This window comes from Streptomyces sp. NPDC037100 (genome assembly GCF_055606225.1).
Genome location: NZ_JBVJSX010000005.1, coordinates 527,041 through 548,879, shown reverse-complemented (window position 1 = coordinate 548,879; position 21,839 = coordinate 527,041). Strand labels below are relative to the sequence as shown.

Here is a 21,839-nt window from a genome sequence, read left to right as displayed (position 1 = left end):
CGTACGGACCGGGGACATCGTCGGCGGTGCTCGTACCCGGACCGGGGACATCGTCGGCGGTGCTCGTACCCGGACCGGGGACATCGTCGGCGGTGCTCGTACCCGGACCGGGGACATCGTCGGCGGTGCTCGTAGCGGTGTCGGAAGGGACGGTGCCACCGGCCGGGCAGGAGACAGCGGCGGAGGTGCTCGCGACGGTGCCGGACGCGTCGGGCGTGCCGTACGAGAGCGGTGAGCCGTCGGTGTCGGTCTCCGGCGACGAACGCCCGCTCTCCTACGTCTCCCGCTACGGCATCCCGTACGTGCCGCTGCCCACGGCCGACCGGCACCGCATGCGTGTCAAATCCTGACGCCACCGGCCCGGAGGTACGCCACCGGGTCCACATCAGAGCCGAACCCGGGCCCGGTCCGCACCTCGAAGTGCAGATGCGGGCCCGAGCTGTTGCCGGTGGAGCCGGAGCGGCCGATGCGCTGGCCGGCGCTCACCGACTGCCCGTCCCGCACGGAGATCGCGGACAGGTGGGCGTACTGGCTGTAGCGGCCGTCCGCGTGCCGGACCACGACCTGGTAGCCGAACGAGCCGCCCCACCCCGCACTGACGACGCTGCCCGCCGCGACCGACTTGACCGACGTGCCCGTGGGCACGGGGAAGTCGATACCGGTGTGGTAGCCCTTCGACCAGGACGAGCCCGCCTTGCGGTAGGGCGTCCCGAGCGAGGCGCCGACGGGGGCGACGAGTCCCTGCCGGGTGGCCGTGGACCGGCCGGCACGCTCCGTGCGCTGCCCCTTGGACCGCTCCGCGGACCGCTCCTTGGTCCTCTCTTTCGATCGCTCGTCCGCGCGGTCCTGGGCCGGCTTCTTCGTCGGCGGCTTGGCCGACGGCGCCGGCCGGTGCGCGGGACGCGTCTTCGTGGCGCCCTCGCCGCGCAGCGCGAGACGCTGGCCCGGCACGATCAGGTCGGGGTCGGACCCTATGGCCGACCGGTTGGCGACGTACAGGCCCCGCCAGCCGCCCCGCACGTCCTGGTCGTCCGCGATGCCGGAGAGGGTGTCGCCGCGGACCACGGTGTACATCTCGGCGTTGCCCGCCCGGGACTGCGGCGTGGACTGCGGCCGTACCTCCTCGATGGAGGTCTTCGGCTTCGTTTCCCTCTGCTTCGTGCGCTCGGCGGCCGGCCGGATGTCGGGCTCGCCACCGCCCCGGGTCAGTCCGGCCCGCACGGAACAGACCGGCCAGGCTCCCGGGCCCTGCCCGTCGAGCACCTTCTCCGCGACGGCGATCTGCTCGTCCTTGCTCGCCAGGTCCGCGCGTGCCGCGTAGGCCCGGCCGCCGTAGGCCTCCCAGGTGGACTGGGTGAACTGCAGTCCGCCGTAGAAGCCGTTGCCGCTGTTGATGCTCCAGTTGTTGGTGGACTCGCAGGCGGCGACCTTGTTCCAGGTGTCCATGTCCGCCGCCTCAGCGGCGCCGGTGCCCATGAACGGCAGTGCCATGCCCGCGCCGCCCGCCGTGACGGTGAGTGAGGCGCGGTTGATCCTGTTCGGCTGATACCGGCGGTGCCGGCCGCGTACGGCCATCGAAAGCCCCCCTAGACATGCGTCAGGAGGGGCAAAAGTAAGCGCTGCGAACCGGCCAGAACAAGACGGCTTTTCGCCGCCCCGGAGCCCAAGTGGCCGGTATGAGGCCCCTGTTGCGCGACGTGCGCCTCGGTGGTGCACCGTGTACGGCACCCGGTGCGCGGGTGCGCCGTGCGCGGGGACGTGTGCGTCGGCTGAGTGCGACGGGGCTCTCGTCCGTATCAGCCTGCGCGATGTCGTGCGACCCGCGCGTGCGGACGAAGTAGCGGCACGTCAGGATGGTCGACGGGGGCATGCTTGTGGGGCCCCACCGGCAGCACCGATACCGAGGTCTTTAGGAGCGAACCGAATGAGCAGTACAGCGCAGATCGGCGTCACCGGTCTCGCGGTCATGGGCCGCAACCTCGCCCGCAACTTCGCCCGCAACGGCTACACGGTCGCGGTGCACAACCGGACGCCCGCGCGTATGCACGCCCTGGTGGAGGAGTTCGGCGGCGAGGGGGAGTTCGTCGCGTGCGAGAGCGCCAAGGACTTCGTGGCGGCGCTGGAGCGGCCGCGTCGCCTGGTCGTGATGGTGAAGGCCGGTGAGCCGACGGACGCGGTGATCCAGGAGTTCGCGCCGCTGCTGGAGCCCGGCGACATGATCATCGACGGTGGCAACGCGCACTTCGCGGACACCCGGCGCCGGGAGCGGGACCTGCGCGAGCAGGGCATCCACTTCGTCGGCATGGGCGTCTCCGGCGGCGAGGAGGGCGCGCTGAACGGGCCCAGCATCATGCCGGGCGGCCCGAAGGAGTCCTACGACTCGCTCGGCCCGATGCTGGAGAAGATCTCGGCGAAGGCCGCCGATGGCTCACCGTGCGTGTCCCACGTCGGTCCCGACGGTGCCGGGCACTTCGTGAAGATGGTGCACAACGGCATCGAGTACGCGGACATGCAGCTCATCGGCGAGGCGTACCAGCTGCTGCGGGACGTCGCCGGGTACTCCCCCGCCGAGATCGCGGAGATCTTCCGGACCTGGAACCGGGGCCGACTCGACTCGTACCTGATCGAGATCACGGCCGAGGTGCTGTCGCACGTGGACGCGGAGACGGGCAAGCCGTTCGTGGACGTGGTGGTCGACCAGGCCGAGCAGAAGGGCACCGGCCGCTGGACCGTGCAGATCGCCCTGGACCTGGGCGTGCCGGTGTCGGGTATCGCCGAGGCGGTCTTCGCGCGCTCCCTGTCGGGCCACGCGGCGCTGCGGGAGGCCTCGCGGGGCCTGGCCGGTCCGAAGGCGCAGCCGCTGGGCGAGGCGGAGGCCCGGGCGTTCGCGGACCGGGTGGAGCAGGCGCTGTACGCGTCGAAGATCGTGTCGTACACGCAGGGCTTCCACGAGATCGACGCGGCCCGCGACGAGTACGGCTGGGACATCGACCTCGGTGCGGTGTCGGCGCTGTGGCGGGGCGGCTGCATCATCCGCGCGGCGTTCCTGGACCGGATCCGGTCCGCGTACGACACCCGGCCGGACCTGCCGAGCCTGCTGTCGGACGCGACGTTCGCGCAGGAGATCGCGGACGCCCAGGACGACTGGCGGGAGGTACTGGTCGCGGCGACCCGCCAGGGTGTCCCGACGCCCGGTTTCGCCGCGGCCCTCGCCTACTACGACGCCCTGCGCGCGGAGCGGCTGCCGGCGGCGCTGACGCAGGGGCAGCGGGACTACTTCGGTGCGCACACGTACCGCAGGGTGGACCGCGACGGTTCGTTCCACACGCTGTGGGGCGGGGACCGGTCGGAGACCTCCGCGTAGGCGCTGCCGCTCAGGAAGGTGAGCGGGGCGGTGGACGGCACGAGTCGCCGTCCACCGCCCCGTTCGTGTACCGGGGTCAGGACAGCGGGGGGCCGGGCTCCGGGTTCGGTACGGGCTCCGGCCCCGGGGGGATCGGGGACGGGTCGGGACCCGGCACGGGGTCGGGGCCCGGGGGCGCCGGCGGGGTGGGCGCGGGCGGCGGAGGGGTCGGCTCCGGGCCCGGCGGGGGCTGTGGGTTCGGCACCGGATCGGGATGCGGGTCCGGGCGCTGGGGATCGGGGCCCGGTGTCGGCGCCGGTGGCACGGGGTCGGGAATCGGGTTCGTCATCAGGTCCTCCAGCCAGTGGGACGACTCCGGCTCTGGACTAATCCCCCGCCTACCCGGCACCCGCCTCCGCAGTCACTCCCCCGCAGGACGGAGAGGGGACCAGGTGGGGGCAGGGAGGCCGGGGCGGGGCGCCTCCGCGGAGAGCGGGACCGGGTCAGGAACGCCCGGGATGGGTCCTGAGCCAGTCCTTGGGGCGGGGCGCCTCCGCGGAGAGCGGGACCGGGTCAGAAACGCCCGGGATGGGCCCTCAGCCAGTCCTTCGCCGCCACGAGCAGGTCCTGATCGGCCGGGGAGGCCTCGTCGGGGTGGCGTTCGGCCCACTTGGTGACGTACGGGCAGAGCGAGGCGACGGCGCTGTGCTCGCGGCCGGCGAGGGCGTAGAGCTCGCGCGCGAGCGAACCGGCGATGCCCTTGCCCTCGTGGGCGGGCTCGACGACCGTATGGACGGGCACGAGCGCGCGCTCGGGGCTTTCGAGCACGAAGTACTCGATGCGGCCGACGACTTCCCCGCCGGACACGGCCTCCAGCCGGCCCGCCGCCCGGTCGTCGCGGATCTCCGGGTCGCTCATGACACGCTCCTCCTCTGCACCGGATCCTTGGGTCAGGCCCTGACGGCCTGCGGACTGCGCTGCTGGTCCGAGCCGGGTACCGGCTCGGACGGGTCGGCACCCAGGGCCACGATCCGGTTGTCGCGGTCCACGTGCACGACCCGGGGAGTGAGTGCCCGCGCCTCGGCGTCCGTCACCTGGGCATAGCTGATGATGATCACCAGGTCTCCGGGATGGACGAGATGGGCGGCGGCCCCGTTGATCCCGATCACGCCGGACCCACGCTCGCCCTCGATGACGTACGTCTCCAGCCGGGCGCCGTTGGTGATGTCCACGATGTGCACGAGCTCGCCGGGAAGCAGATCGGCGGCGTCGAGCAGGTCGGCGTCGATGGTCACGGATCCCACGTAGTGCAGGTCGGCCTGGGTGACGGTGGCTCGGTGGATCTTGGACTTGAACAGAGTACGCAGCACTTTGGACTCCTGGAAGACGGCTCCCTGCCTGCTTTGTGCAGGTCAAGGGCGGTCTTCACTTTACAACCGGCGCGCGCTTGACTCGAAGATTGTGAGGAACATCGCTTCACTCTGAGGAGAAGGCGCCCTGCCTGCACTTCCGCGAGGACCAGGCCGTTGTAACGCCACCCACCAAGCCTCTGCTCGGGCAGCCGTCTCGCAATATGCGAGGACTGATGCTGATCAGTTGCTGACTTACCTGACGACACATCAGGTACTTCCCGGGAGCACCTGGAGAGCGAAGTCGTGGCTCCCGTCCTCGCCTAGGGCGGTTCCCACCCGCAGACGGGGCGCGGGCCCGGTCACGAGGAGAAATGTCGATCATCTTCAGCAAGGTCCACATACTGGCGCGCCGCTGCCTCAAGGACACCGACCATCTCGGGAACCACGGCAGGGAAGACTAATCGCCTTGAGCCCGGTGCCGCTTCCTGCGCGGCACCGGGCTCAGGAGATCCGCGCGTACGACCAGATGTCCGCCGGGAGTTCGCGCCGCAGCTTCCAGGTGACGGCCATGGGCATGCTGCCGGTGTGGCTGGCGTACTCGGCCGGGCCGAGGAACGTCCAGGGCTGTGGGCTGCCGATGTCGCTGGTCCTGTCCGGCCGGAGGAACAGTAGGACATGGGTGCCCATCTCGACGGGGCCGTAGGGGGTCTGGGCGGGCGGAGCCCAGAACGCCTCCTTGAGGACGTCGACCTCGCACTCCTCGCCGGTGTCCGGATCGGTGACGAGGAACCGGCCGCTGAGCGGATCGGTCTGGACGTGCGTGGTCCGCCATCCGCGCGCGCTGAGGCCTGCTGTGAGTGACGCGACGATCTCCTGCATCGGAGCGGGGTTCTCGGCGGCGACGTCGAGGTCGCGGCTGAAGCGTTCGACCAGGCCGTGGGCCTGCACGGCGTATCCGCCGGTGAGGACCAGAGGGTATGGGGAGCCGAGGTCGAGGATGTCGGCGAGGAGACGCTCGTGGAGCGGAGTGAGCTTCACGCGGCGGTCGTGTCGGCCGGAGCGGTGCGGAGCAGCTCAGGGAAGGCGTCCTCCCAGACCTCGCGGATGTAGGGACTGATCAAGCGCCGCAGCACGGGCCACTGCTCGGTGAGCAGCCGGTGGTGCAGGAGGGCCATCAGGTCCTCACTCAGTCCTTCGGCGAGGACGGTCCGGTAGAGCGTCATGCGGGACTTCGGACGGTCCAGGCTGTAGCTCGTCCGCCCGGACCAGACGATGTGGAGCGGCAGGTCCACGTTGCCCTCGACGGGGCCGGCCAGCTCCTGCAAGCGCTCGGGCAGTCGGCTCCGGTAGCGGTCCCGCAGCACCTCGGCGCGGGGGGCGGTGATCGTCGGGTCCATGCATCCAGTATCGCTGCCGGGAGGCGGCGGCATGGCGGATACGGGGCTCCCCTGTCGTACGTACGGGTCGGGCGCCGCCCGCCCTTCCCTCGGACGTCTCACCCAGTGGGCGCTTAGCGCATCATGGCCTACCTGTGCAGCCCCCAGGTGATGCGGCAACCGACTGCCCTGCCGGCCAGGTCCAGCCCCGCTCGCGGGCGCGGCTGATCATGACGTAGCAGGTCATGCGGAGGGCCGCCGCGGTGCGGTGGTAAGTGAGGTACACAGGAAAGATAAAGGCGGCCGCGACTGCTGCGGCCGCCTCCACAGCTCTGCTTACCCTCGGGCCCAGCGTTGGTTGGCGCCGGTGTGGCAGCTCCACACGATCACCGCAGCGCCATTGGCGGTGCCGGCGCCGTCGACGTCCAGGCAGAGTCCGGTCTGGACGTTACTGACGGTCCCGTCGGTGTTCACGTTCCACTGCTGGTTCGCGCCGCCGGTGCAGTCCCAGATCCGTGCTCGGGCACCGGGGGCGGCGTTGCTCGGCACGTCCAGGCATCTGCCCATCACCCGCAGGGTCTGTCCGGTCTGGGTGAACTGCTGGTTGGTGCCGGTGTGGCAGTCCCAGATGATCACCTGGGCGCCGTTGGACGAGTTGGCACCGCTGACGTCCAGGCATCGGTCGGCGGACTGGCTCCGCAGCCGGAATGTGGTCGGGTCCGGGGGAGTCGGGTTCGGGTCAGCGCCCGTGAAGAAGCTCCAGACCTCTCCCTTGACCCAGCTCCTGGCGCCGCTCTCACAGCCGGCGCACCCGTCCACGGGGCCTTGCTGGTGACCTCCGTCGAACGCGGCCCAGACGACCGGATACCCCTCTCGGCAGCCCGAGTAGGCGGTCGTGATGTGGGTGCGGCTGCCCGACGCGGGCTCCGGCGGGTTCTGGGGAGTGCAGCCGTTGTTCCTGACGAACCTGTCCCGCATCCCTCGACCGGCGCCGATGTTGTCGTTGATGCCGTGGATTCCCATGTAGGCGAAGGGCTGGGTGCCCCCGCTGCACCCGCTGATCCCCCCGGGCGCGGCTATCGCGGCGACCGCACGGAAAACGTTCGGCCTGGCACATGCGAGTGCGTAGCTCATGGCTCCGCCGTAGCTGAAGCCGAGGGCGAAGCGCTGCGTGGTGTCGACACAGAGATCGTTGTCGATACGCCTGATCATGTCGTCGACGAAGGTCACGTCCTCGCCGCCGGAGTTGCCCCAGCCGTTGTTGATGCCCTGCGGAGCCACGAAGATCGCACTGTTGTTCGCCAGTCGCCGGAGTCCGTAGTGGGCATAGACATCGCCATCGCTTCCACCGCCGGCGACCTGCCCGGCGGTGCCACCCAACCAGTGGAATCCGAAGACCAGTCGATGTTGGCGGGTGTTGTCGTAGTTCTCAGGGATGCTCAGGATGAAGGAGCGATTCTTACCGCCGCTTTGAATCGTGTGCGTACCGCTCGTCAGTGTGGGGGCACGTCCGCATCCGGCGGTCCCCGCACGTGTGGCCCCGGCGGTGGGCGACGTGTCGGCCGCAACGCTGACTCCTGCCATGCCGGCCATGGCCAGAACGAGCAATGCCGCTAGCACGGCTCGCCCGAACAGCCATCTGTGGATCGACATCATGCGACTCCCTCGCTGCTCGGTGACATGGCTCTGACTGGTCGGTGGGACCGCAGTCGGCTCTGGGGCTGGATGCGGTGGAGTTGGAATCGCTGGTTGGTGCTGCCGGTGGCTGCCCATTGGGAGATTCGGGCTCCGTCGGCGGTGGAGGCCTCCCACACGTCCAGGGCGAGGCCGCTCTGCCGGTTGACCAGACTGATCACGCCACCGCCGTGGTCGACTGTCCGCCACTGCTGGCCGGTGGTGTCGGTGTCCGGCTGCTGGGTGATGTCGGCGCCGCTGCTGCTACTGGAGACGTGCAGGAACAGACCACTGTGCCCAAGCCGGATCTTGTAGTGCCCGCCGTCGGAGGGCAGGAACTCGAAGTGCTGGTTGGGACCGGCGGTGATCTGCCACTGGATCAGCCGCGCACCGGCGGCCGTGGACGCGCCGTTGATGTCGGCGGCCTTACCGCTGTGCTGGGCCACCAGCCGATAGGCCACGCCGGCCTCCACCGGACCCGACCTGAGTGCGGACGCGCGGTAGGTGCGGCCGGCCTGGCCGGCGAACTCGATGAGATCGGCCTCGAGCCGCTTCGGCTGGACCGGCTCGCCGCTCGATTCGTCCCGCAGCGTGAAGTCGCCGGCGAAGATCCGACTGCGCACCCGGACGGCACCGGTTTCGTCGGGTGTGACGACGCACTCGATCCGGCCGCTGCTCCACTCGGCGCCGACGGTGTGTCCGCCGCGGCCGCGCAGTCCGCTCACGCGCCCGGTGGGCCAGGCGGCCGGCAGCGCCGGCAGCACGTGCAGTTCGCCGTTGTGGCTCTGCAGCAGCATCTCCGCGATGCCCGAGGTGGCGCCGAAGTTGCCGTCGATCTGGAAGGGTGGGTGCAGATCGAACATGTTGGGCGCGAGCCGGTCCGTCCGCACCAGGTCCCGGATCAGCTTGTGGGCCCGGGCGCCGTCCTCCATCCGCGCCCAGAAGTTGATCTTCCAGGCGAGCGACCATCCCGTCCCGTCGTCACCGCGCAGCTCCAGCGTCCGCCGCGCGGCCTCGTGCAACTGGGGTGTCCCGCGCTTGGTGATCTGGTTGCTCGGATGCAGACCGTACAGGTGGGAGACGTGCCGGTGATTCCGCTCGGTCTCCACCCAGTCGGCCAGCCACTCCTGGACATTGCCCCTGGAGCCGACCCTCGTCGGCGCCAGCCGGTCCCGGGCCGCCAGTGCCTGAGCGCGGAAGGCGGCGTCCACGCCGAGGAGTTCGCCGGCGCGGGCGACGCTGTTGAAGAGGTCGCGCAGGATCTGGTTGTCCATGGTGGGCCCGGCGCAGACGGTGGCGTTCGTATGGTGAGCGAGCTCCGGAGAGTTCGACGGGTTGGTGACCAGGTGTCCGAGCGTCGGGTGGGCGACCAGGGTGTCGAGGAAGAACTGGGCGGCGCCCTTCAGGGCCGGGTAGTTCGAGCGGAGGAAGTCGATGTCACCGGTGAACAGATAGTGGTCCCAGATCAGGGTCGCCAGCCATGCGCCACCGGTCTGCCACATCCCCCACTGCGCTCCGTCGACGACCGAGGCGCCCCGCCACGCGTCGGTGTTGTGATGCGTCACCCAGCCGCCGGCGCCGTACTGCGCCTGAGCCACCCGGGCGCCGGTCACGGTCAGGTCGTCGATCATGTCGAAGACCGGGCGGAAGCATTCGGACAGGTTCGTCGTGTCGGCGGGCCAGTAGTTCATCGGCAGGTTGGCGTTGATGGTGAACTTCGAGTCCCAGGACGGAGCCATCTGGTCGTTCCAGATGCCCTGCAGGTTCGCCGGCTGGGTGCCCGGCCGCGAGGACGAGATGAGCAGATACCGGCCGAACTGGAACAACAGGGCGGAGAACTGCGGGTCGTTCACCTGCGCGTGCTGTGCGATCCGTACGTCGGTCGGCTGGTCGGCCGCCGCCGTACGTCCCAGATCGACCGACACCCGGTGGAACAGCGCCTGATAGTCGGCGAGATGCCGGCTGCGCAGTTCGTCGATGCCGACGTCGCGGGCAGCGTTGAGGCGGCTGCGCGCGATCCCCTGGTAGTCGCCGTCGACCTTCCGGAAGTTGACGTAGCTGGACCCGATCGACACCAGCACCGTCACGCTGGTGGCGCCGGAGACCCGCAGCGTACCGCCCGAGCTGCTGACCGTGCCGCCCGTCACGGCGGCGTTGGCCAGGGCGAGGAACCGGACCCGCCCGGCGATGCCCTCCATGGTGCCGGAGATGCCGTCGAGGGCGATGGTGGCCCCGTCCGGGCTGGACACCGTGGTCCGTTGTGGACTGTCGAATGTGGCGGTGAAGGTGATGGAGTTGGCCCGGTCGGCCGTCAGCCGGACCACGATCACCTGGTCGGGTGCGCTGGCTAACGCCTCGCGCTGGTACCGCACGCCGTTCAGCACGTAGGTCGTGGTGGCCGTGGCGGTGGTGAGGTCGAGGGTCCGGTTGTACTGCGACGCACCGGTGGCGCTGCCGAAGGAGAGCCGAAGGTTTCCGACCGGCTGGTAGGCCAGCTGTCCGGCCGGGCTGCCCAGCATCGTCTGATTGATCAGGTCCTGCGCCGGCCCCCACTGATCCGCGAAGACCCGCCGGCGGATCTCCGCGATGTTGGCCGCGCCGCGGGTGTTGGCGGAGTCGTACGGACCGCCGGCCCAGACGGTGTCCTCGTTGAGCTGCAGCCGTTCGGTGTCGACGTTTCCGAACACCATCGCGCCGAGGCGTCCGTTGCCGATCGGCAGTGCCCGCAGCCAGTCAGCGCCGGCCGGCTCGTCGTACCACAGGGCGAGGTCGTCGGCGGCCAGAACCTCCGGCGGCGCGGCCGAGCCGCCCTTGGCGAAGGCCGTCCACCCACCGGGCACGATCCCTGCTCCAGCCGCCGCCCCGGCGGCGAGAAACCGTCTGCGTGTCACATCGGACAATGTCGTTCTCCCTTCACGGACTGGAGCAGGTCACTGACTTCGGTGATGACAAACCACCGGTGAGAAAGGCGACGGCCGTACGCTGTCCTCTCCGACGAGCCGCAGGCCGTTGCCATCGGCTCGGCCGCGGCCGGCGGTCACCGTCCACCGTGTCCGCCGCGTCGGGCGTCGCGTCGCGCGTCCGTGTTCTGGATCTGCCATCTCTGGTTGTCGCCGCCCCAGCACGCCCACAGCTGAACCTTGAAGGTGGCGGTGTTCACGTCGAGGCAGAGGCCGGAGTGAACGCTGCGGATGGTGCCGTCGGCGCCCACCGTCCAACGCTGGTTGTCGCCGCCGTTGCACGCCCACGTGCCGACCACGGTGCCGTTCGTCGTCCCGCTGCTGTACGCATCCAGGCACTTCTCACCCCCGAGTGCGGTGATCTGTCCGCCGGCCGTCAAGGTCCACTGCTGTCCGGCCGAGTTGGCGCAGGTGTCCACCTGGGCCTGGAGGTTCGCCGCGGTCCCGCCGGGGATGTCCAGACAGCGCCCGGTGCCGACGTTGCGCAGCGTGCTCGTCGGGGCCGGGGCGTCGCCGTCCAGCCCCCAGCCGTACCGGAGGCGCTCGCGGCCAGTGGCGCTGGGGGTGCTGAGCGTGAGGTCGGTGCCGGTGCCGTGCAGTTTCTGCATGGCATACCAGTCGTCACCCTGGCCGGCGCGTATCTTCCCGCCCAGCCCGGGCCAGTAGATGGAGCCGATCCGCAGTTCCCGGAGCACCGTGGTGGTGGCCCGGAAGTAGCGCACGAAGTTGTCGGTGCTGCCGGCGTCGTGGTAGTTGAGCCCGGTATCCATCGGCGCGCCGAACTCGTCGACGACAGTGCGGTCGGCGCAGGAGCCGATCGCGTTCCGCAGGTACGCCACCCACTGGTCGTAGGTCTTCTCGCCGCTGAAGAACGTGTAGTGGTGCAGCGACAGGAACGTCCCGTCGAGGCGGCGGTCGGCGCACATGGATTTGATGTCGGTGTTCAGGCCGGCGCCGCTGACGAAGATGCGGTTCCGCGGAATCGACGGGTGGCTGCTGATCCAGTTGCTCACCACGTTCGCCCACTCGCCGGCGCTGTGGCCCACCGGTTCGTTCATCGGCTCGAAGTGCACGAGGCTGTTGGTGCCGTACCGGGCAAGCACGGTGTTCCACATGGTGTCGAAGGCGCTCGGGTTGACGATGCGACCGCCGCGGGCTGCCACTCCGTCCTCCCAGTAGGAGAGGACGACCTTGAACCCCTTCGCGGTGGCTGCGTCTATCGCGCCCGTGTACGCGCTCCACCAGCTCGTCCCGACGGTGTAGGTGTTGATCGGGAGCCGAACGGTGTCGGCGCCGAGGTTGTTCTCGAAGCCGGTGTAGATGGCGTTGGCTTTCGCCACGACCGTCTGGTAGCTGTCGGAGCCGCTCAACCCGTGCAGGACCAGCGGTCCACCGTGGAAGTTGTCACCGAGCCGGGCCCAGTTGACGCCGCGGAACTGGGCGGTGTCGGCGGCGGCCGGCGAGGCGCTCTGGGGCTCGACGACCGCGAGCGCGCCGAGAGCGGTCAGGATGCAGGCGAGCGCCCGGGCGAGGTTGCGCCGGCGATGGGGGTGGGGCATGGGCGTGCCTTCCCGGTTGGCGGTGTGGTCACGTCTGCGCTGTGCAGGATCTGTTGACGCCGGCCGCCTGCCGGCAGCCGGCCGAGCCGGCGCGGAGCTTGCCCTCTCCGCGCCGGCCCCCTCCCAGATCGCTCGCGCAGCGAGCATGTCAGCGTCATGCCGCTGCCGTGGCGCCTGGAAAGCCTCGCTCCCCGGCTTCGCCCGGATCTCCGGTCAGCAGGTGGAGTTGGTCCGGGTGAGCAGCCCCATCCGCCACGGCGGGGAGATGCGGTCACCGCCGGCGTTGGGGTCCATGCCCTGGTACAGGAACTGCAACTGGCAAATCCGTAGATCGATTTCGGATTCCGCTTTCACAGGTCATGAACGGGGAACGTCACGCGTCGACGACTAGAAGATTGACAGATTGCCATGGTCTATTCAAGAGGGAATCGTCATATATATCGGCCTGAGCCGTCGCACAACTAACCGGAGAGGCGGGACTATTGACGGCCTCCCCTCATAACGTTTTCAGGCGGCGAATTGGATTGGCGGACGCGTGTGAATCGCGGCAGTTTTCGTTATCGGCGGCCTGCTTGAACAGTCGCAGTCGCCGTAGTGCCGAAAAGCACGGCGCCGTCGCCGAACGCGATGACCTGGGTGCCGACCCGACTCCCCTCACGACGGCATTCTCGGTCGCCCCGGCGAGCGCAGGTTTGCCGAGCACCGTCGCCGACCGCGCCGACGGGACGGGGAGCAGCGCCAAGGCGACGATCAGCCGCTCAAGGGGGACCAGTTCGTCGGCGGCCCGGCCGCAGTCCGCACAGGATCGGGTGTGCCGGGTGATGCGCTTACGCCACAGCGTGCTCGGTACGCCGTCCCAGCCCCCCAGCGCGGCGGTCAACTGTGGGCACCGGGGGCTGGCTTCCAGCGCGGCGACGAGTGACCGGCTCAGCTCCAGCTGGTTACGCATCCGCTGGACGCGCACACCCGCGTGAGCCACGCTCGTTCCCAGCGCCGCCGCGAGCTCCGCCCTCGTCAGCCGGCCCGCGGTCTCCAGACACCACAGCGACAGCAGCGCCCGGGCGTCCGGGTCGAGCCACCGACTGGCGCGTACGGTCTTTCGGCGATGACCGGACAGCTCGACGTGGATCAGGGCCAGGTTCTCGGCGTCGGCATCCGGCGGGTCGGCCATCTCGTCGAGGGAGGCCGTCCGTTCGGCGTCCGCCTGCCGCCGGTTCAGATGGGTGCTGATCTGTCGTGTCGCGATCGTGGCCAGCCAGGGCCGGAAGCACTCCGGGGCGCGCAGCGTGCGCAGCTCAGGAAGTGCCCGCAGCATCGTCTCCTGCACCACGTCGTCGACGTCCGCAAGCTCACCCAGTGCCCTGCGCACGATCGCGTATACCAGCGGCAGGTACGTCGCGGCCAGGTCGTCGAGCGCTCGTGGATCGCCGGCCTGTGCGGCGACGACCAGGCTCGTCTCGTCGGCTCGGCCGGCTCGCATCACGAGCCCGTACATGTTGCCCCGGGCAAGGCCGCCACAGGTGCCGCGCGCGTCGCCACCCTCGGGTTCGCACGCACGATCGACTCGGGCGCGGCCGGCTGGTAATGCTTGGCTGCTCATAATCGCCCCAGCCATCCGCCGTCAACGGGAAGAACGATGCCGTCGACATGGTCCGAGGCCGGGGAGGCGAGGAACACCGTGGCCCCGGCGAGATCGTCGGCGCGTCTCCAGCGACCGGCCGGGATCCGGCGGCCGAGGATCGCCTGGTTGCGCTGGGGGTCCGCGCGTAACGCCGCGGTGTTGTCGGTGGCGATGCAGCCCGGTGCGATGGCGTTGACGTCGACGCCACGCCCGCCCCACTCCTTGGCCGGGGCTGGCGCCTCGGCGGCCCGGCTCTCGGTCTCGATCTCGAGGGTGCGGGCCCCGCAGTGGACAACCGCCTTCATCGATCCTCCATCTCCATGGTGTCTGACGTCCCTTCCGCGGTGGATCGGCATGGTCCAGGGGTGACCGCGAGCAGCCGCCGGCCGGCCTGCTCCGGCCGTATGTGCGGTCCGTCGGGTGCGTGTGCCGTTCGCTGACGGGGCGCGGTCATCACCGTTTCGTCGATCCGGATGCCCAGGCCCGGCGTGTCGCCGAGCACGAAGGCGCCGTCCTCGACGTGCAGATCCATCGCGACGCCGATCGGCGGCTGCAGGCCCTGCAGTTCGCTGGCGAGGTGGTTGGGCACCGATGTCGCGGCGTGCAGCAGCGCGACAGGCGTGTTGCCGATCGGGCTGACCGGCAGGTCGTAGGCGTGCGCCAGCGCGGCGACACGCAGGAAGTGGGTGACTCCCCAGACCGCGGCCGTCTGGACGATGTCGACGCCTCCGGCCGCGATCAGCGGGCGGAACTGCTCGAGGCCGGTGAGGTTCTCCCCAGTGGCGACCGCCGTCCGTACGCCACGGCTGACAGCGCCCAGGCCGTCGGCGTCCCAGCGCCGGACCGGCTCCTCGATCCAGGTCAGATCGAGTGTCCGTTCGAGCTCGGCGACGTGGCGTACCGCCTGCTTGCGGCTCCAGGACTCGTTCACGTCCAGCATGAGCCCTGGCCGGGTTCCGTGCCCGGCCTCGGTCAATACCTCGCGTACGAGAGACAGCCGGTGCCGGTCACGCTCGATGTCCAGGCCGCCCTTGAGCTTCGCCGCCCTCAGCCCGCGTTCGGCATAGACCTGGTAGGTGGCGACGAGCTCGTCGTCGGTGAGGCCGATGTCCAGGCCGGAGGCGTAGGCGTGGACCATGCGGTCGTTGCCGCCGAGCAACCGCCACAGCGGCTCACCCACGGCCTGTGCCTTGATGTCCCACAACGCCGTGTCGAACGCGCCGATCGTGCCGAACACCACGCCGGCATGCCCGGCTTTGAAGGTGTGCCGCAGCATGCGGTCGTAGAGGGCGGTCACCGCGCGCGGGTCCTGGCCGTCGATGGCGGCGAAGATCGCCTCGGCTTCCACGTGCGGTCCCAGGCCGACTCCGGTGATCCCCTCATCGGTCTCGACGATGACGACCGGCACCGGCATGACGCCGTCGGCGTAGACGCCGTTGGCGTCACCGACAGGTCGACCCCATCGCTGCGCCGTCGTCAGGGTTCTGTACCCGGTGATGCGCATGCGTCATCCCTTCGTCGCGCCGGCCGTCACGCCGTCGGCGATCTGGCGCTGCAGGAACAGGTAGGTCACCAACACGGGGAGCCCGGCGATCAGGACACCGGCTGCGAAGGTGGGGATGTCGGCGGAGTACTGGCCGCGCAGTGAGGTGATGCCCACCATCAGGGTGCGATGGTCGGCCGACGGCATCATCAGCAGCGAGATGAGCACGTCGTTCCAGCAGAACAGCGCGTCGAGGATGCCCACCGACAGCAGTGCCGGAGCACCCATCGGCAGCATGATCCGCCGGTAGACGCCGTACAGGGTGTTGCCGTCGATCCGTGCGGCGTCGACGAGCTCGGTGGGCACCGCTCGGTAGTAGCTCGTCATCAAGAAGACGGTGAACGGCAGGAACTGCGCGACGTAAGCGAGGATCAGCCCCGGATAGGTGTCGATGAGACCGCCGTCGGCCATGATCCTGGCCAGCGGCACCATGATCACCTGGAACGGGATGAACAGCGCCGCGAGGCAGACCAGAGTCAGCGCGGACGAGCCGCGGAACCGCACCTGGGCCAGCGCGAACCCGGCCATGGACCCGATCAGCAGCAACAGCGCTACGGCGCAGGTCACCACGATCAAGGAGTTGAGGAAGTACCGCCCCATGCCGTCGCTGTTCCACGCGGTGCTGAGGTTGTCCCACCTCAGAGTGCTTGCCAGGGAGAACCGGTCGAGGACGTACTCCCGGCGGGTCTTCATCGCGACGTTGACGGTGAACAGCAGCGGGTAGATCGTCGCCAGGGCGAGGAGCGCCATCGGCACGGCGACCAGCCATCTGCTCGGTCCCAGGCGGGACATCAGTCCTCCCTCCCCGCCCGGCGCAGCAGGCCGACCTGCAGCAGGCCCACGACCAGCATGATGAGGAAGAGGAAGGTGGACGCGGCCGACGCGAGCGCCGGGCGGCTCATCTGCCCCTGTTGAACCCAGATGTAGTACTCCGGCAGGTAGGTCGCCCCTTCCGGGCCACCACTGGTCATGACGTAGAGCAGCCCGAACATCGAGGTCAGCATCCCGATCATCGTGGTGACGACGACGAACTGGATGGTGCGGGACAGCCCCGGGATGATGACGTGCCAGATCATCCGCGCGAGCGAGGCGCCGTCGACCCGTGCGGCGTCCAGGAGCGCGGGGTCCAGGGTCGAGAACCCGGCCAGGAACACCACCAGCGCCATCCCTGACGTGGCCCAGATGTGCACGCCGACGACGGTGAACATGGCTACGTCGGGATCGCCGAGCCAGTCCACCGGGCCGAGCCCCGAGCCGCCGAGCACGGCGTTCAGCGGACCGTCGAAGGCGAGGAGCAGGTTGAAGATCGCGCCGACGATCACCGGTGAGAGCACAGCCGGGAAGAAGTAGACGCTCCGGAAGACCGGGTGTCCCGGCACCCGCAGATAGATGAAGGTGGCGAGCAGTCCCGGGATCGCGACCGCGACCGGCAGCAACAGCACCAGCAGTCCGACGTTGCGCAGCGCGGTGCGGAACAGCGGGTCGTCGACGAGCTCCGCGTAGTTGTCGAACCCCACCGTGGCGCCGTTGCGTTCGCCGTCACCGGTGAAGGAGAAGTTGACACCCAGTCCCAGTGGCCAGAGCCGGAGCACCACGATGATCAGGACAGCGGGAGCGACCAGGATGTAGGGGGCGAGGCGGTCGGCGCGCCGGCCGCCCCGGACCGGCGGAGACTTCGACGCAGGGCCGCGGCCATCTACCGCCTCACCTGCTCGCGCCCCGTCGCTCCGCCCTGCTTGAGCAGCGCGGCCCGACGAACCAATGGGTGACATGGCCTCAGCCCGCCTGGTCGGACGCCGCCAGCTGCTTGACCGCCGCGTCGACCGTGACCGATCCGCTCAGCAGTTGCTGGGACAGCCGCCCCATCAGGTCCACCGTCTTGGACGGCAGGGCCACATGCAGGGCGGGCTTGCCACGGTCGATCTCGGACACGATGGTGGCGACGGCCGGGCCGGCGCTCGAGACGTCCACGGTGCGGTCGGCCGTGATGGCGCCCGCGTCGGCGTAGAACGACTTCAGTGCGTCGGTCGAGGTCAGGGAGCGCACCAGGTCGGCGGCGGCCTCGGGGTCCTTGGTCCACTTCGCGACGGCGTAGCCGATGCCGCCGTCGTAGGGAAGGCTCGGCGTGGCACCGGCCGTGACGACGGGCGACTTCATGACGCCGACATCGTCGGCGTCGAGGAATTCGGCGAAGTCCTTCCAGTGCCCGATGTCCGACATCAACCCGATGACGTGGGCGGCCTTGTTGGACTGGAACACCGCGAACGCGTCGTTGAACATCGCCGTCGAGTTCGCCCCGTCGTTGTTGAGGCCTTTGTCGTTGGCCTCTTTCCAGAGCGAGAAGACCCGCTTGACCGCCGGCGAAGACCAGTCTCGTTTGCCGGCGATCCAGTCGTCGTACTCCGTGGGCGACAGGATGCCCGAGCCGAGTCCGGACAGGAAGAACTGGATACCGATGCCTTCCTTGTTGCCCTGCGCGAAGCATCTGGCACCGGTCGCCCTGGTGATGGTCCGGCAGTCGGCGACGAACTCGTCCCAGCTGGTGGCCGGCTGCTCCGGGTCCAGCCCTGCCTTCCGGTAGAGCGACTTGTTGTAGTAGATCGGGTGACCTTGCAAGGTCACCGGAGCGGCGTAGGTCTTGCCGTCCTTGGTGAAGGCCTCCCACCCGGCGAGCCGCTTGTTGTCATCACGGACGTACTCGTCCAACGGCAGAAGGGAGTCCGCGCGGTCACGGATCTGCCCGCCGCCGTTGAAGAGCATGACGTCCGGCCCCTTGCCGGCTTGGATGGCGGCCCCGAGCAGGGTGTAGTACTGCTCGAAGGGCTGCGCGACGAACTCGACCGTCACGCCGGGATGCTGCTCGGCGAAGTCGGCCTTGGCCTTCTTGACGTACGAGGACGCTGTGGCGTCGCCGGACTTCCAGTCCCAGACGACGAGCTTGCCCTTCGAACCACCGGACGCCGAATCCGGGTCGGAGGCGCTTCCGCAGCCGGCTAAGACAAGGAGCCCGGCAACCAGGGTCGCCGACCACAGTGTTCGCTGCTTCATCGCTGCCCCACTCTCCTGAGGTGGCCGGCTGTCCGGCAGTTGAGGTTGAGGAGGAACGCAACTCGTATGACGTATGTAACTCGTATGACGTATGACGTCAACCGGATGCCGTATAGTGGGCGAGCATCCGTGGTACGGCACGGGTCCCGGGGGGTGCCATGACGGCAGTACCGCAGTCATCCACAGCGGCCTCCGAGGCTCCCGCCTGGAGTCGACGCCCGGCGAACCTTGCCGCCGCCGTCACGGCTGAGCTGGTGGAGCGGATCGTTCGTGGAGTCCATCCGTCCGGTTCGCCGCTACCCCCCGAGCCCGTGCTCTGCGAGACCTTCTCGGTCAGCCGCACCGTGGTCCGCGAGGCGGTGAAGATTCTTCAGGAGAAGGGCCTGGTGCAGGTCCGCCAGGGCGCCGGCACGATGGTCACGCCGCCGGCGATGTGGAACATGCTTGACGAGCTGGTCCTCGGCGCAACCATCGCCGAAGACGAGAGCCTGGCCATCCTCGACCACCTCGTCGCGACCCGCCGCGTGCTGGAGTCCGACATGGCCAACGTCGCCGCCGGCCTGGCGAACGCCGAGGTGATCGACCGGCTACGCAGCCTGGTGGAGCGGATGGACGAGCTCGTCGACGACCCCGCCTCGTACCACGAAGAGGACCGGGCGTTCCACGACACCGTCATGCAGGCGTCGGGGAACCGCATCGGCCGTGCCGTGGTCCGTTCGCTGGAGCGGCAGGTCATCGACTCCGTCCGTTACATGGGCCGAACCGGCCGCGCCTTCTGCGTCGCGTCCAACCACGGCCATCGGCGCATCTACGAGCGGATCGCCGCGCACGACCCCAAGGGTGCGGCCGAGGCGATGTTCACCCACATCACCGACGCGTGGGTGGTGCGCCGCAGCGGGCCGGGAGAGCCGACCCTGCTACGGCGTTAGAGGCGAGCCTCCCTCGCGACGGACGGGTCCTGTCGCGAGCGAGGCCGATGCATTCCCCTATCGCAGTGCCCACTGCTGGTTGCTGCCGCCGTTGCAGGACCAGAGGGTGATCCTGGTGCCGTTGGCGGTGCCGCCGGCGTTGGCGTCGAGGCACAGTCCGGACTGGACTCCGGTGACGGTGCCGTCGGGGTTGACGTTCCACTGCTGGTTGTTCTGGCCGTTGCAGTCCCAGATGACGACGGCGGTGCCGTTGGTGGTGCCGCGTCCGCTGGCGTCGAGGCACTTGTCGCCGTGGACGGTCAGTTGTTTGTCTGCCGTGTAGGTCCAGGTCTGGCCGGCTGCGCCGGTGCAGTCCCACAGTTGGGTCTGGGTGCCGTTGGTGGTGCCGGCACCGGGGACGGTCAGACAGCGGCCGGACTGCGCGCCCACGATCTGCTGACCCGTGGGCGGCGGGGTGGTGCCCTGCGGTCCGGCGGACGCCATCACGTCCTGGGCACCGGAAGGCCAGTTGCCATTGGTGACCGTGACGTTGCCGGAGACCACGTTGCCTCGGTCCCCGTTGGTGATGTTCGTGCTGCCGTTGGTCGACCAGTTGTTGGTGACGGTCCAGTTCCCCATGTTCTCGCCACCCCAGTAGTTGGCCGTCGCCCACGTACCGGTGTTCGAGAAGACATTGTTGCTGGCCGTGTAGTACTTCGAGCCCTCGTCGAAGTACACCCCGAAGTATCCGTTGGTCCGCAGGCAGTGGTTCCGGCTGATCTGCGCGCTCGGGTTCCATCCGAGGGTGTAGATGCAGCCACCGTCGTTCATCTGCTGCATCACATCGTGGATGTAGTTGCCGATGAGCCGGTTGTTGGACGCGGTGGTCGGCGTCGTGTAGCGCGGCTGGTAGTTGTACAGGCCGCGGCTGGCATAGTGGTTGCTTCCGCCCGCGTCGTTGGAGCCCCAGCCGTACCCGATCGACATGCCGGAGTACGGCATGTTGTAGACCTCGTTCTGGGCGACGGTGCTGTTGGTGACGTACGTGGTCAGGACAGAGACGATGCCCCGGTAGTCCGCCCCGAGGTCGTGGATACGGTTGTTGCTGATCGTGATGTCCCTGTTGACCATGCGTTGGTCGCTGGGGTGGTGGGCGTCGGCGCGCACGCCGCCCACGAGGATGCCGCCGGCTGAGCTCCGGGCGATCTCCGACCGGGTCACCGTGATGCCGCGGGCGCCCAGGCCGACGCCGCTGGTGTGCGCGCCCGCGTCGTTGCCGATACCGATGGCCGTCTGGCCCAGGTTGACGAACCGGGAGTCGCTGAAGGTGATGGTGTCGGCGGCGGAGATCTGCACGGCGGCCGGCATCTGCTGCCAGTGCGGCCGGGCCGCCTCGAACTGTGTGCAGCCGTTGTGGCAGGAGTCGAAGCTCGGCCAGCTCCAGTTGCCGGAGATGTACGCGCCGGTCTGCTGGTCTGCGTAACCCTGGTTGCTGCTGGGGCCCAGCCAGCTCGTACCGGTGAAGGTGATCCCGCTGAACGTGACGTGGTGCGCCGGCTCGCCGTACGTGCCCCCGACGCTCACCAGCGACTGCAGCCTCGGCAGTTCCACGCCGGCGGTGCTCATGTTCTGCCCGGCCCGGGGGATGTAGTACAGGGCTCCGGCCGTGGGGTTGAGGTACCACTCGCCGGGCGAGTCCAGGAACTCGTACGCGTTGGACAGGTAGAACGGACCGGCCCGGTGCGGCCGCATCAGGGTGTCGTAGCCGAAGTTGTTGTTGTTCCACGCCGGCTGCTGCATCGTGATGAAGTTCGCACTGATGCTCTGCACCGGCGAGTACCGGTCGGTGAAGGAGTTGACGCTCTCCACCTCGACCCGGCTCTGGTCGGCCAGGTTGTTCAGATAGCTCAGCGCACCGCTCGAGAACCTCATTCCGGCGCTGGAGGCCGTGAAATCGGCCCTGTTCACCTGTGTGCGTGCCCGGGTGGCGACGGCGCCGTCGACATAGAGCTGCCGGGTATCGAGGCCGGCGGGCACGTCGGCCTTCCAGATGTTCTTGGCCGCGTCGGCCACCGACCAGCCGGTGACCGCCCGGGCACCGGTGATCACCGGACGCGCCGACGGGGCGGCCCGCCACACGACCGTGTGACCGCCTGAGCCGGAGTCCTCCGCCGTCAGCCGCAAGGGTTGGGCCAGCCGGTACACACCGTCGGCCAACTGCACCACGATGTCGTCCGACATGGCGTCGTTGAGCGACCGCACCGCCGTCTGCGCGGCTGTCAGTGAGCACGGCTGCGCGCTGGAACAGTCGGTGCCGGTGCCGGACGGCGAGACATACAGAGTGAGGGGAGCTGCGGACGCGGGCGCGGGGAACGCCATGACGGCGGTCGCGGTCAGACCGGCTGTGGCGGCTCCGGCCAGCAGCCGCCTTCGTATCCTGAGAGTTGTGAACACC

The 21,839-nt window shown here is 69.2% G+C and carries 15 protein-coding genes and 4 pseudogenes; 3 read left to right on the top strand and 16 right to left on the bottom strand.

Annotated elements, in window-relative coordinates; all coding sequences use genetic code 11:
* Positions 1–350, top strand: a pseudogene (locus ACZ7EG_RS19785) (hypothetical protein); the annotation flags it as partial.
* Here the strand turns inward: ACZ7EG_RS19785 and ACZ7EG_RS19780 are convergent.
* Positions 340–1,575 (bottom strand): transglycosylase family protein, encoded by a 1,236-nt coding sequence (locus ACZ7EG_RS19780; protein ID WP_471080044.1) that lies wholly within the window; start codon positions 1,573–1,575, stop codon positions 340–342. The pseudogene ACZ7EG_RS19785 and the gene ACZ7EG_RS19780 sit on opposite strands and share 11 nt — an antisense overlap.
* 349 nt (positions 1,576–1,924) lie before the next feature.
* Between ACZ7EG_RS19780 and gndA the strand changes: the two genes are divergently transcribed.
* The gene (gene gndA / locus ACZ7EG_RS19775) at positions 1,925–3,364 is read left to right on the top strand and encodes an NADP-dependent phosphogluconate dehydrogenase (RefSeq protein ID WP_471080041.1); all 1,440 of its coding nucleotides are present in this window, start codon (positions 1,925–1,927) and stop codon (positions 3,362–3,364) included.
* Between the two features lie 552 nt (positions 3,365–3,916).
* Here the strand turns inward: gndA and ACZ7EG_RS19770 are convergent.
* The 14 genes and pseudogenes from ACZ7EG_RS19770 to ACZ7EG_RS19705 form a co-directional block, all read right to left on the bottom strand.
* Positions 3,917–4,261, bottom strand: a complete 345-nt coding sequence (locus ACZ7EG_RS19770) for a GNAT family N-acetyltransferase (protein ID WP_471080038.1) — start codon at positions 4,259–4,261, stop codon at positions 3,917–3,919.
* 32 nt (positions 4,262–4,293) lie between these two features.
* Positions 4,294–4,713 (bottom strand): aspartate 1-decarboxylase, encoded by a 420-nt coding sequence (panD, locus tag ACZ7EG_RS19765; protein WP_388450303.1) that lies wholly within the window; start codon positions 4,711–4,713, stop codon positions 4,294–4,296.
* A gap of 672 nt (positions 4,714–5,385) precedes the next feature.
* Positions 5,386–5,733, bottom strand: a pseudogene (locus ACZ7EG_RS19760) (nucleotidyl transferase AbiEii/AbiGii toxin family protein); the annotation flags it as partial.
* Positions 5,730–6,092, bottom strand: a complete 363-nt coding sequence (locus ACZ7EG_RS19755) for a hypothetical protein (protein WP_471080034.1) — start codon at positions 6,090–6,092, stop codon at positions 5,730–5,732. The pseudogene ACZ7EG_RS19760 and the gene ACZ7EG_RS19755, both read right to left, overlap by 4 nt.
* Positions 6,093–6,407: 315 nt before the next feature.
* Positions 6,408–7,664, bottom strand: a complete 1,257-nt coding sequence (locus ACZ7EG_RS19750; protein ID WP_471080418.1) for an RICIN domain-containing protein — start codon at positions 7,662–7,664, stop codon at positions 6,408–6,410.
* Between the two features lie 59 nt (positions 7,665–7,723).
* Positions 7,724–10,645 (bottom strand): glycosyl hydrolase family 95 catalytic domain-containing protein, encoded by a 2,922-nt coding sequence (locus ACZ7EG_RS19745; RefSeq protein ID WP_471080031.1) that lies wholly within the window; start codon positions 10,643–10,645, stop codon positions 7,724–7,726.
* Positions 10,646–10,782: 137 nt separating this feature from the next.
* Positions 10,783–12,264, bottom strand: coding sequence for an RICIN domain-containing protein (locus tag ACZ7EG_RS19740; RefSeq protein WP_471080028.1), 1,482 nt, complete (start codon positions 12,262–12,264; stop codon positions 10,783–10,785).
* Between the two features lie 213 nt (positions 12,265–12,477).
* Positions 12,478–12,585, bottom strand: a pseudogene (locus ACZ7EG_RS19735) (non-reducing end alpha-L-arabinofuranosidase family hydrolase); the annotation flags it as partial.
* A gap of 175 nt (positions 12,586–12,760) precedes the next feature.
* Entirely contained in the window at positions 12,761–13,864 is a 1,104-nt protein-coding gene (locus ACZ7EG_RS19730) for an RNA polymerase sigma factor (RefSeq protein ID WP_471080025.1), read from the bottom strand.
* Positions 13,861–14,118: pseudogene (locus tag ACZ7EG_RS19725) on the bottom strand (SDR family oxidoreductase); the annotation flags it as partial. The gene ACZ7EG_RS19730 and the pseudogene ACZ7EG_RS19725, both read right to left, overlap by 4 nt.
* 68 nt (positions 14,119–14,186) lie before the next feature.
* Positions 14,187–15,389 (bottom strand): mandelate racemase/muconate lactonizing enzyme family protein, encoded by a 1,203-nt coding sequence (locus ACZ7EG_RS19720; RefSeq protein WP_466348868.1) that lies wholly within the window; start codon positions 15,387–15,389, stop codon positions 14,187–14,189.
* A 3-nt stretch (positions 15,390–15,392) separates the two neighbouring features.
* Positions 15,393–16,220, bottom strand: a complete 828-nt coding sequence (locus ACZ7EG_RS19715) for a carbohydrate ABC transporter permease (protein WP_471080021.1) — start codon at positions 16,218–16,220, stop codon at positions 15,393–15,395.
* On the bottom strand, positions 16,220–17,020 hold the full coding sequence (locus tag ACZ7EG_RS19710) for a carbohydrate ABC transporter permease (protein ID WP_471080415.1): 801 nt from the start codon (positions 17,018–17,020) through the stop codon (positions 16,220–16,222). Before ACZ7EG_RS19710 ends, ACZ7EG_RS19715 begins: the two co-directional genes overlap by 1 nt.
* Positions 17,021–17,204: 184 nt before the next feature.
* Positions 17,205–18,476: an ABC transporter substrate-binding protein gene (locus tag ACZ7EG_RS19705; protein ID WP_471080018.1), complete on the bottom strand. Its 1,272-nt coding sequence runs from the start codon at positions 18,474–18,476 to the stop codon at positions 17,205–17,207.
* Between the two features lie 158 nt (positions 18,477–18,634).
* Here ACZ7EG_RS19705 and ACZ7EG_RS19700 point away from each other — a divergent pair, with 158 nt between their 5' ends.
* The gene (locus tag ACZ7EG_RS19700) at positions 18,635–19,405 is read left to right on the top strand and encodes a FadR/GntR family transcriptional regulator (RefSeq protein WP_471080015.1); all 771 of its coding nucleotides are present in this window, start codon (positions 18,635–18,637) and stop codon (positions 19,403–19,405) included.
* A 57-nt stretch (positions 19,406–19,462) separates the two neighbouring features.
* Here ACZ7EG_RS19700 and ACZ7EG_RS19695 read toward each other — a convergent pair whose 3' ends face one another.
* On the bottom strand, positions 19,463–21,763 hold the full coding sequence (locus tag ACZ7EG_RS19695; RefSeq protein WP_471080412.1) for a ricin-type beta-trefoil lectin domain protein: 2,301 nt from the start codon (positions 21,761–21,763) through the stop codon (positions 19,463–19,465).
* Between the last annotated feature and the right edge of the window lie 76 nt (positions 21,764–21,839).

Excerpts from the sequence above, each read along its gene's own strand:
- ACZ7EG_RS19730 (WP_471080025.1), bottom strand. The coding sequence starts at position 13,864 with ATGAGCAGCCAAGCATTACCAGCCGGCCGCGCCCGAGTCGATCGTGCG.
- ACZ7EG_RS19750 (WP_471080418.1), bottom strand. The coding sequence starts at position 7,664 with ATGGCCGGCATGGCAGGAGTCAGCGTTGCGGCCGACACGTCGCCCACC.
- ACZ7EG_RS19780 (WP_471080044.1), bottom strand. The coding sequence starts at position 1,575 with ATGGCCGTACGCGGCCGGCACCGCCGGTATCAGCCGAACAGGATCAAC.
- gndA (WP_471080041.1), top strand. The coding sequence starts at position 1,925 with ATGAGCAGTACAGCGCAGATCGGCGTCACCGGTCTCGCGGTCATGGGC.
- ACZ7EG_RS19755 (WP_471080034.1), bottom strand. The coding sequence starts at position 6,092 with ATGGACCCGACGATCACCGCCCCCCGCGCCGAGGTGCTGCGGGACCGC.
- ACZ7EG_RS19695 (WP_471080412.1), bottom strand. The coding sequence starts at position 21,763 with ATGGCGTTCCCCGCGCCCGCGTCCGCAGCTCCCCTCACTCTGTATGTC.
- ACZ7EG_RS19720 (WP_466348868.1), bottom strand. The coding sequence starts at position 15,389 with ATGCGCATCACCGGGTACAGAACCCTGACGACGGCGCAGCGATGGGGT.
- ACZ7EG_RS19715 (WP_471080021.1), bottom strand. The coding sequence starts at position 16,220 with ATGTCCCGCCTGGGACCGAGCAGATGGCTGGTCGCCGTGCCGATGGCG.
- ACZ7EG_RS19770 (WP_471080038.1), bottom strand. The coding sequence starts at position 4,261 with ATGAGCGACCCGGAGATCCGCGACGACCGGGCGGCGGGCCGGCTGGAG.
- ACZ7EG_RS19705 (WP_471080018.1), bottom strand. The coding sequence starts at position 18,476 with ATGAAGCAGCGAACACTGTGGTCGGCGACCCTGGTTGCCGGGCTCCTT.
- ACZ7EG_RS19700 (WP_471080015.1), top strand. The coding sequence starts at position 18,635 with ATGACGGCAGTACCGCAGTCATCCACAGCGGCCTCCGAGGCTCCCGCC.
- ACZ7EG_RS19740 (WP_471080028.1), bottom strand. The coding sequence starts at position 12,264 with ATGCCCCACCCCCATCGCCGGCGCAACCTCGCCCGGGCGCTCGCCTGC.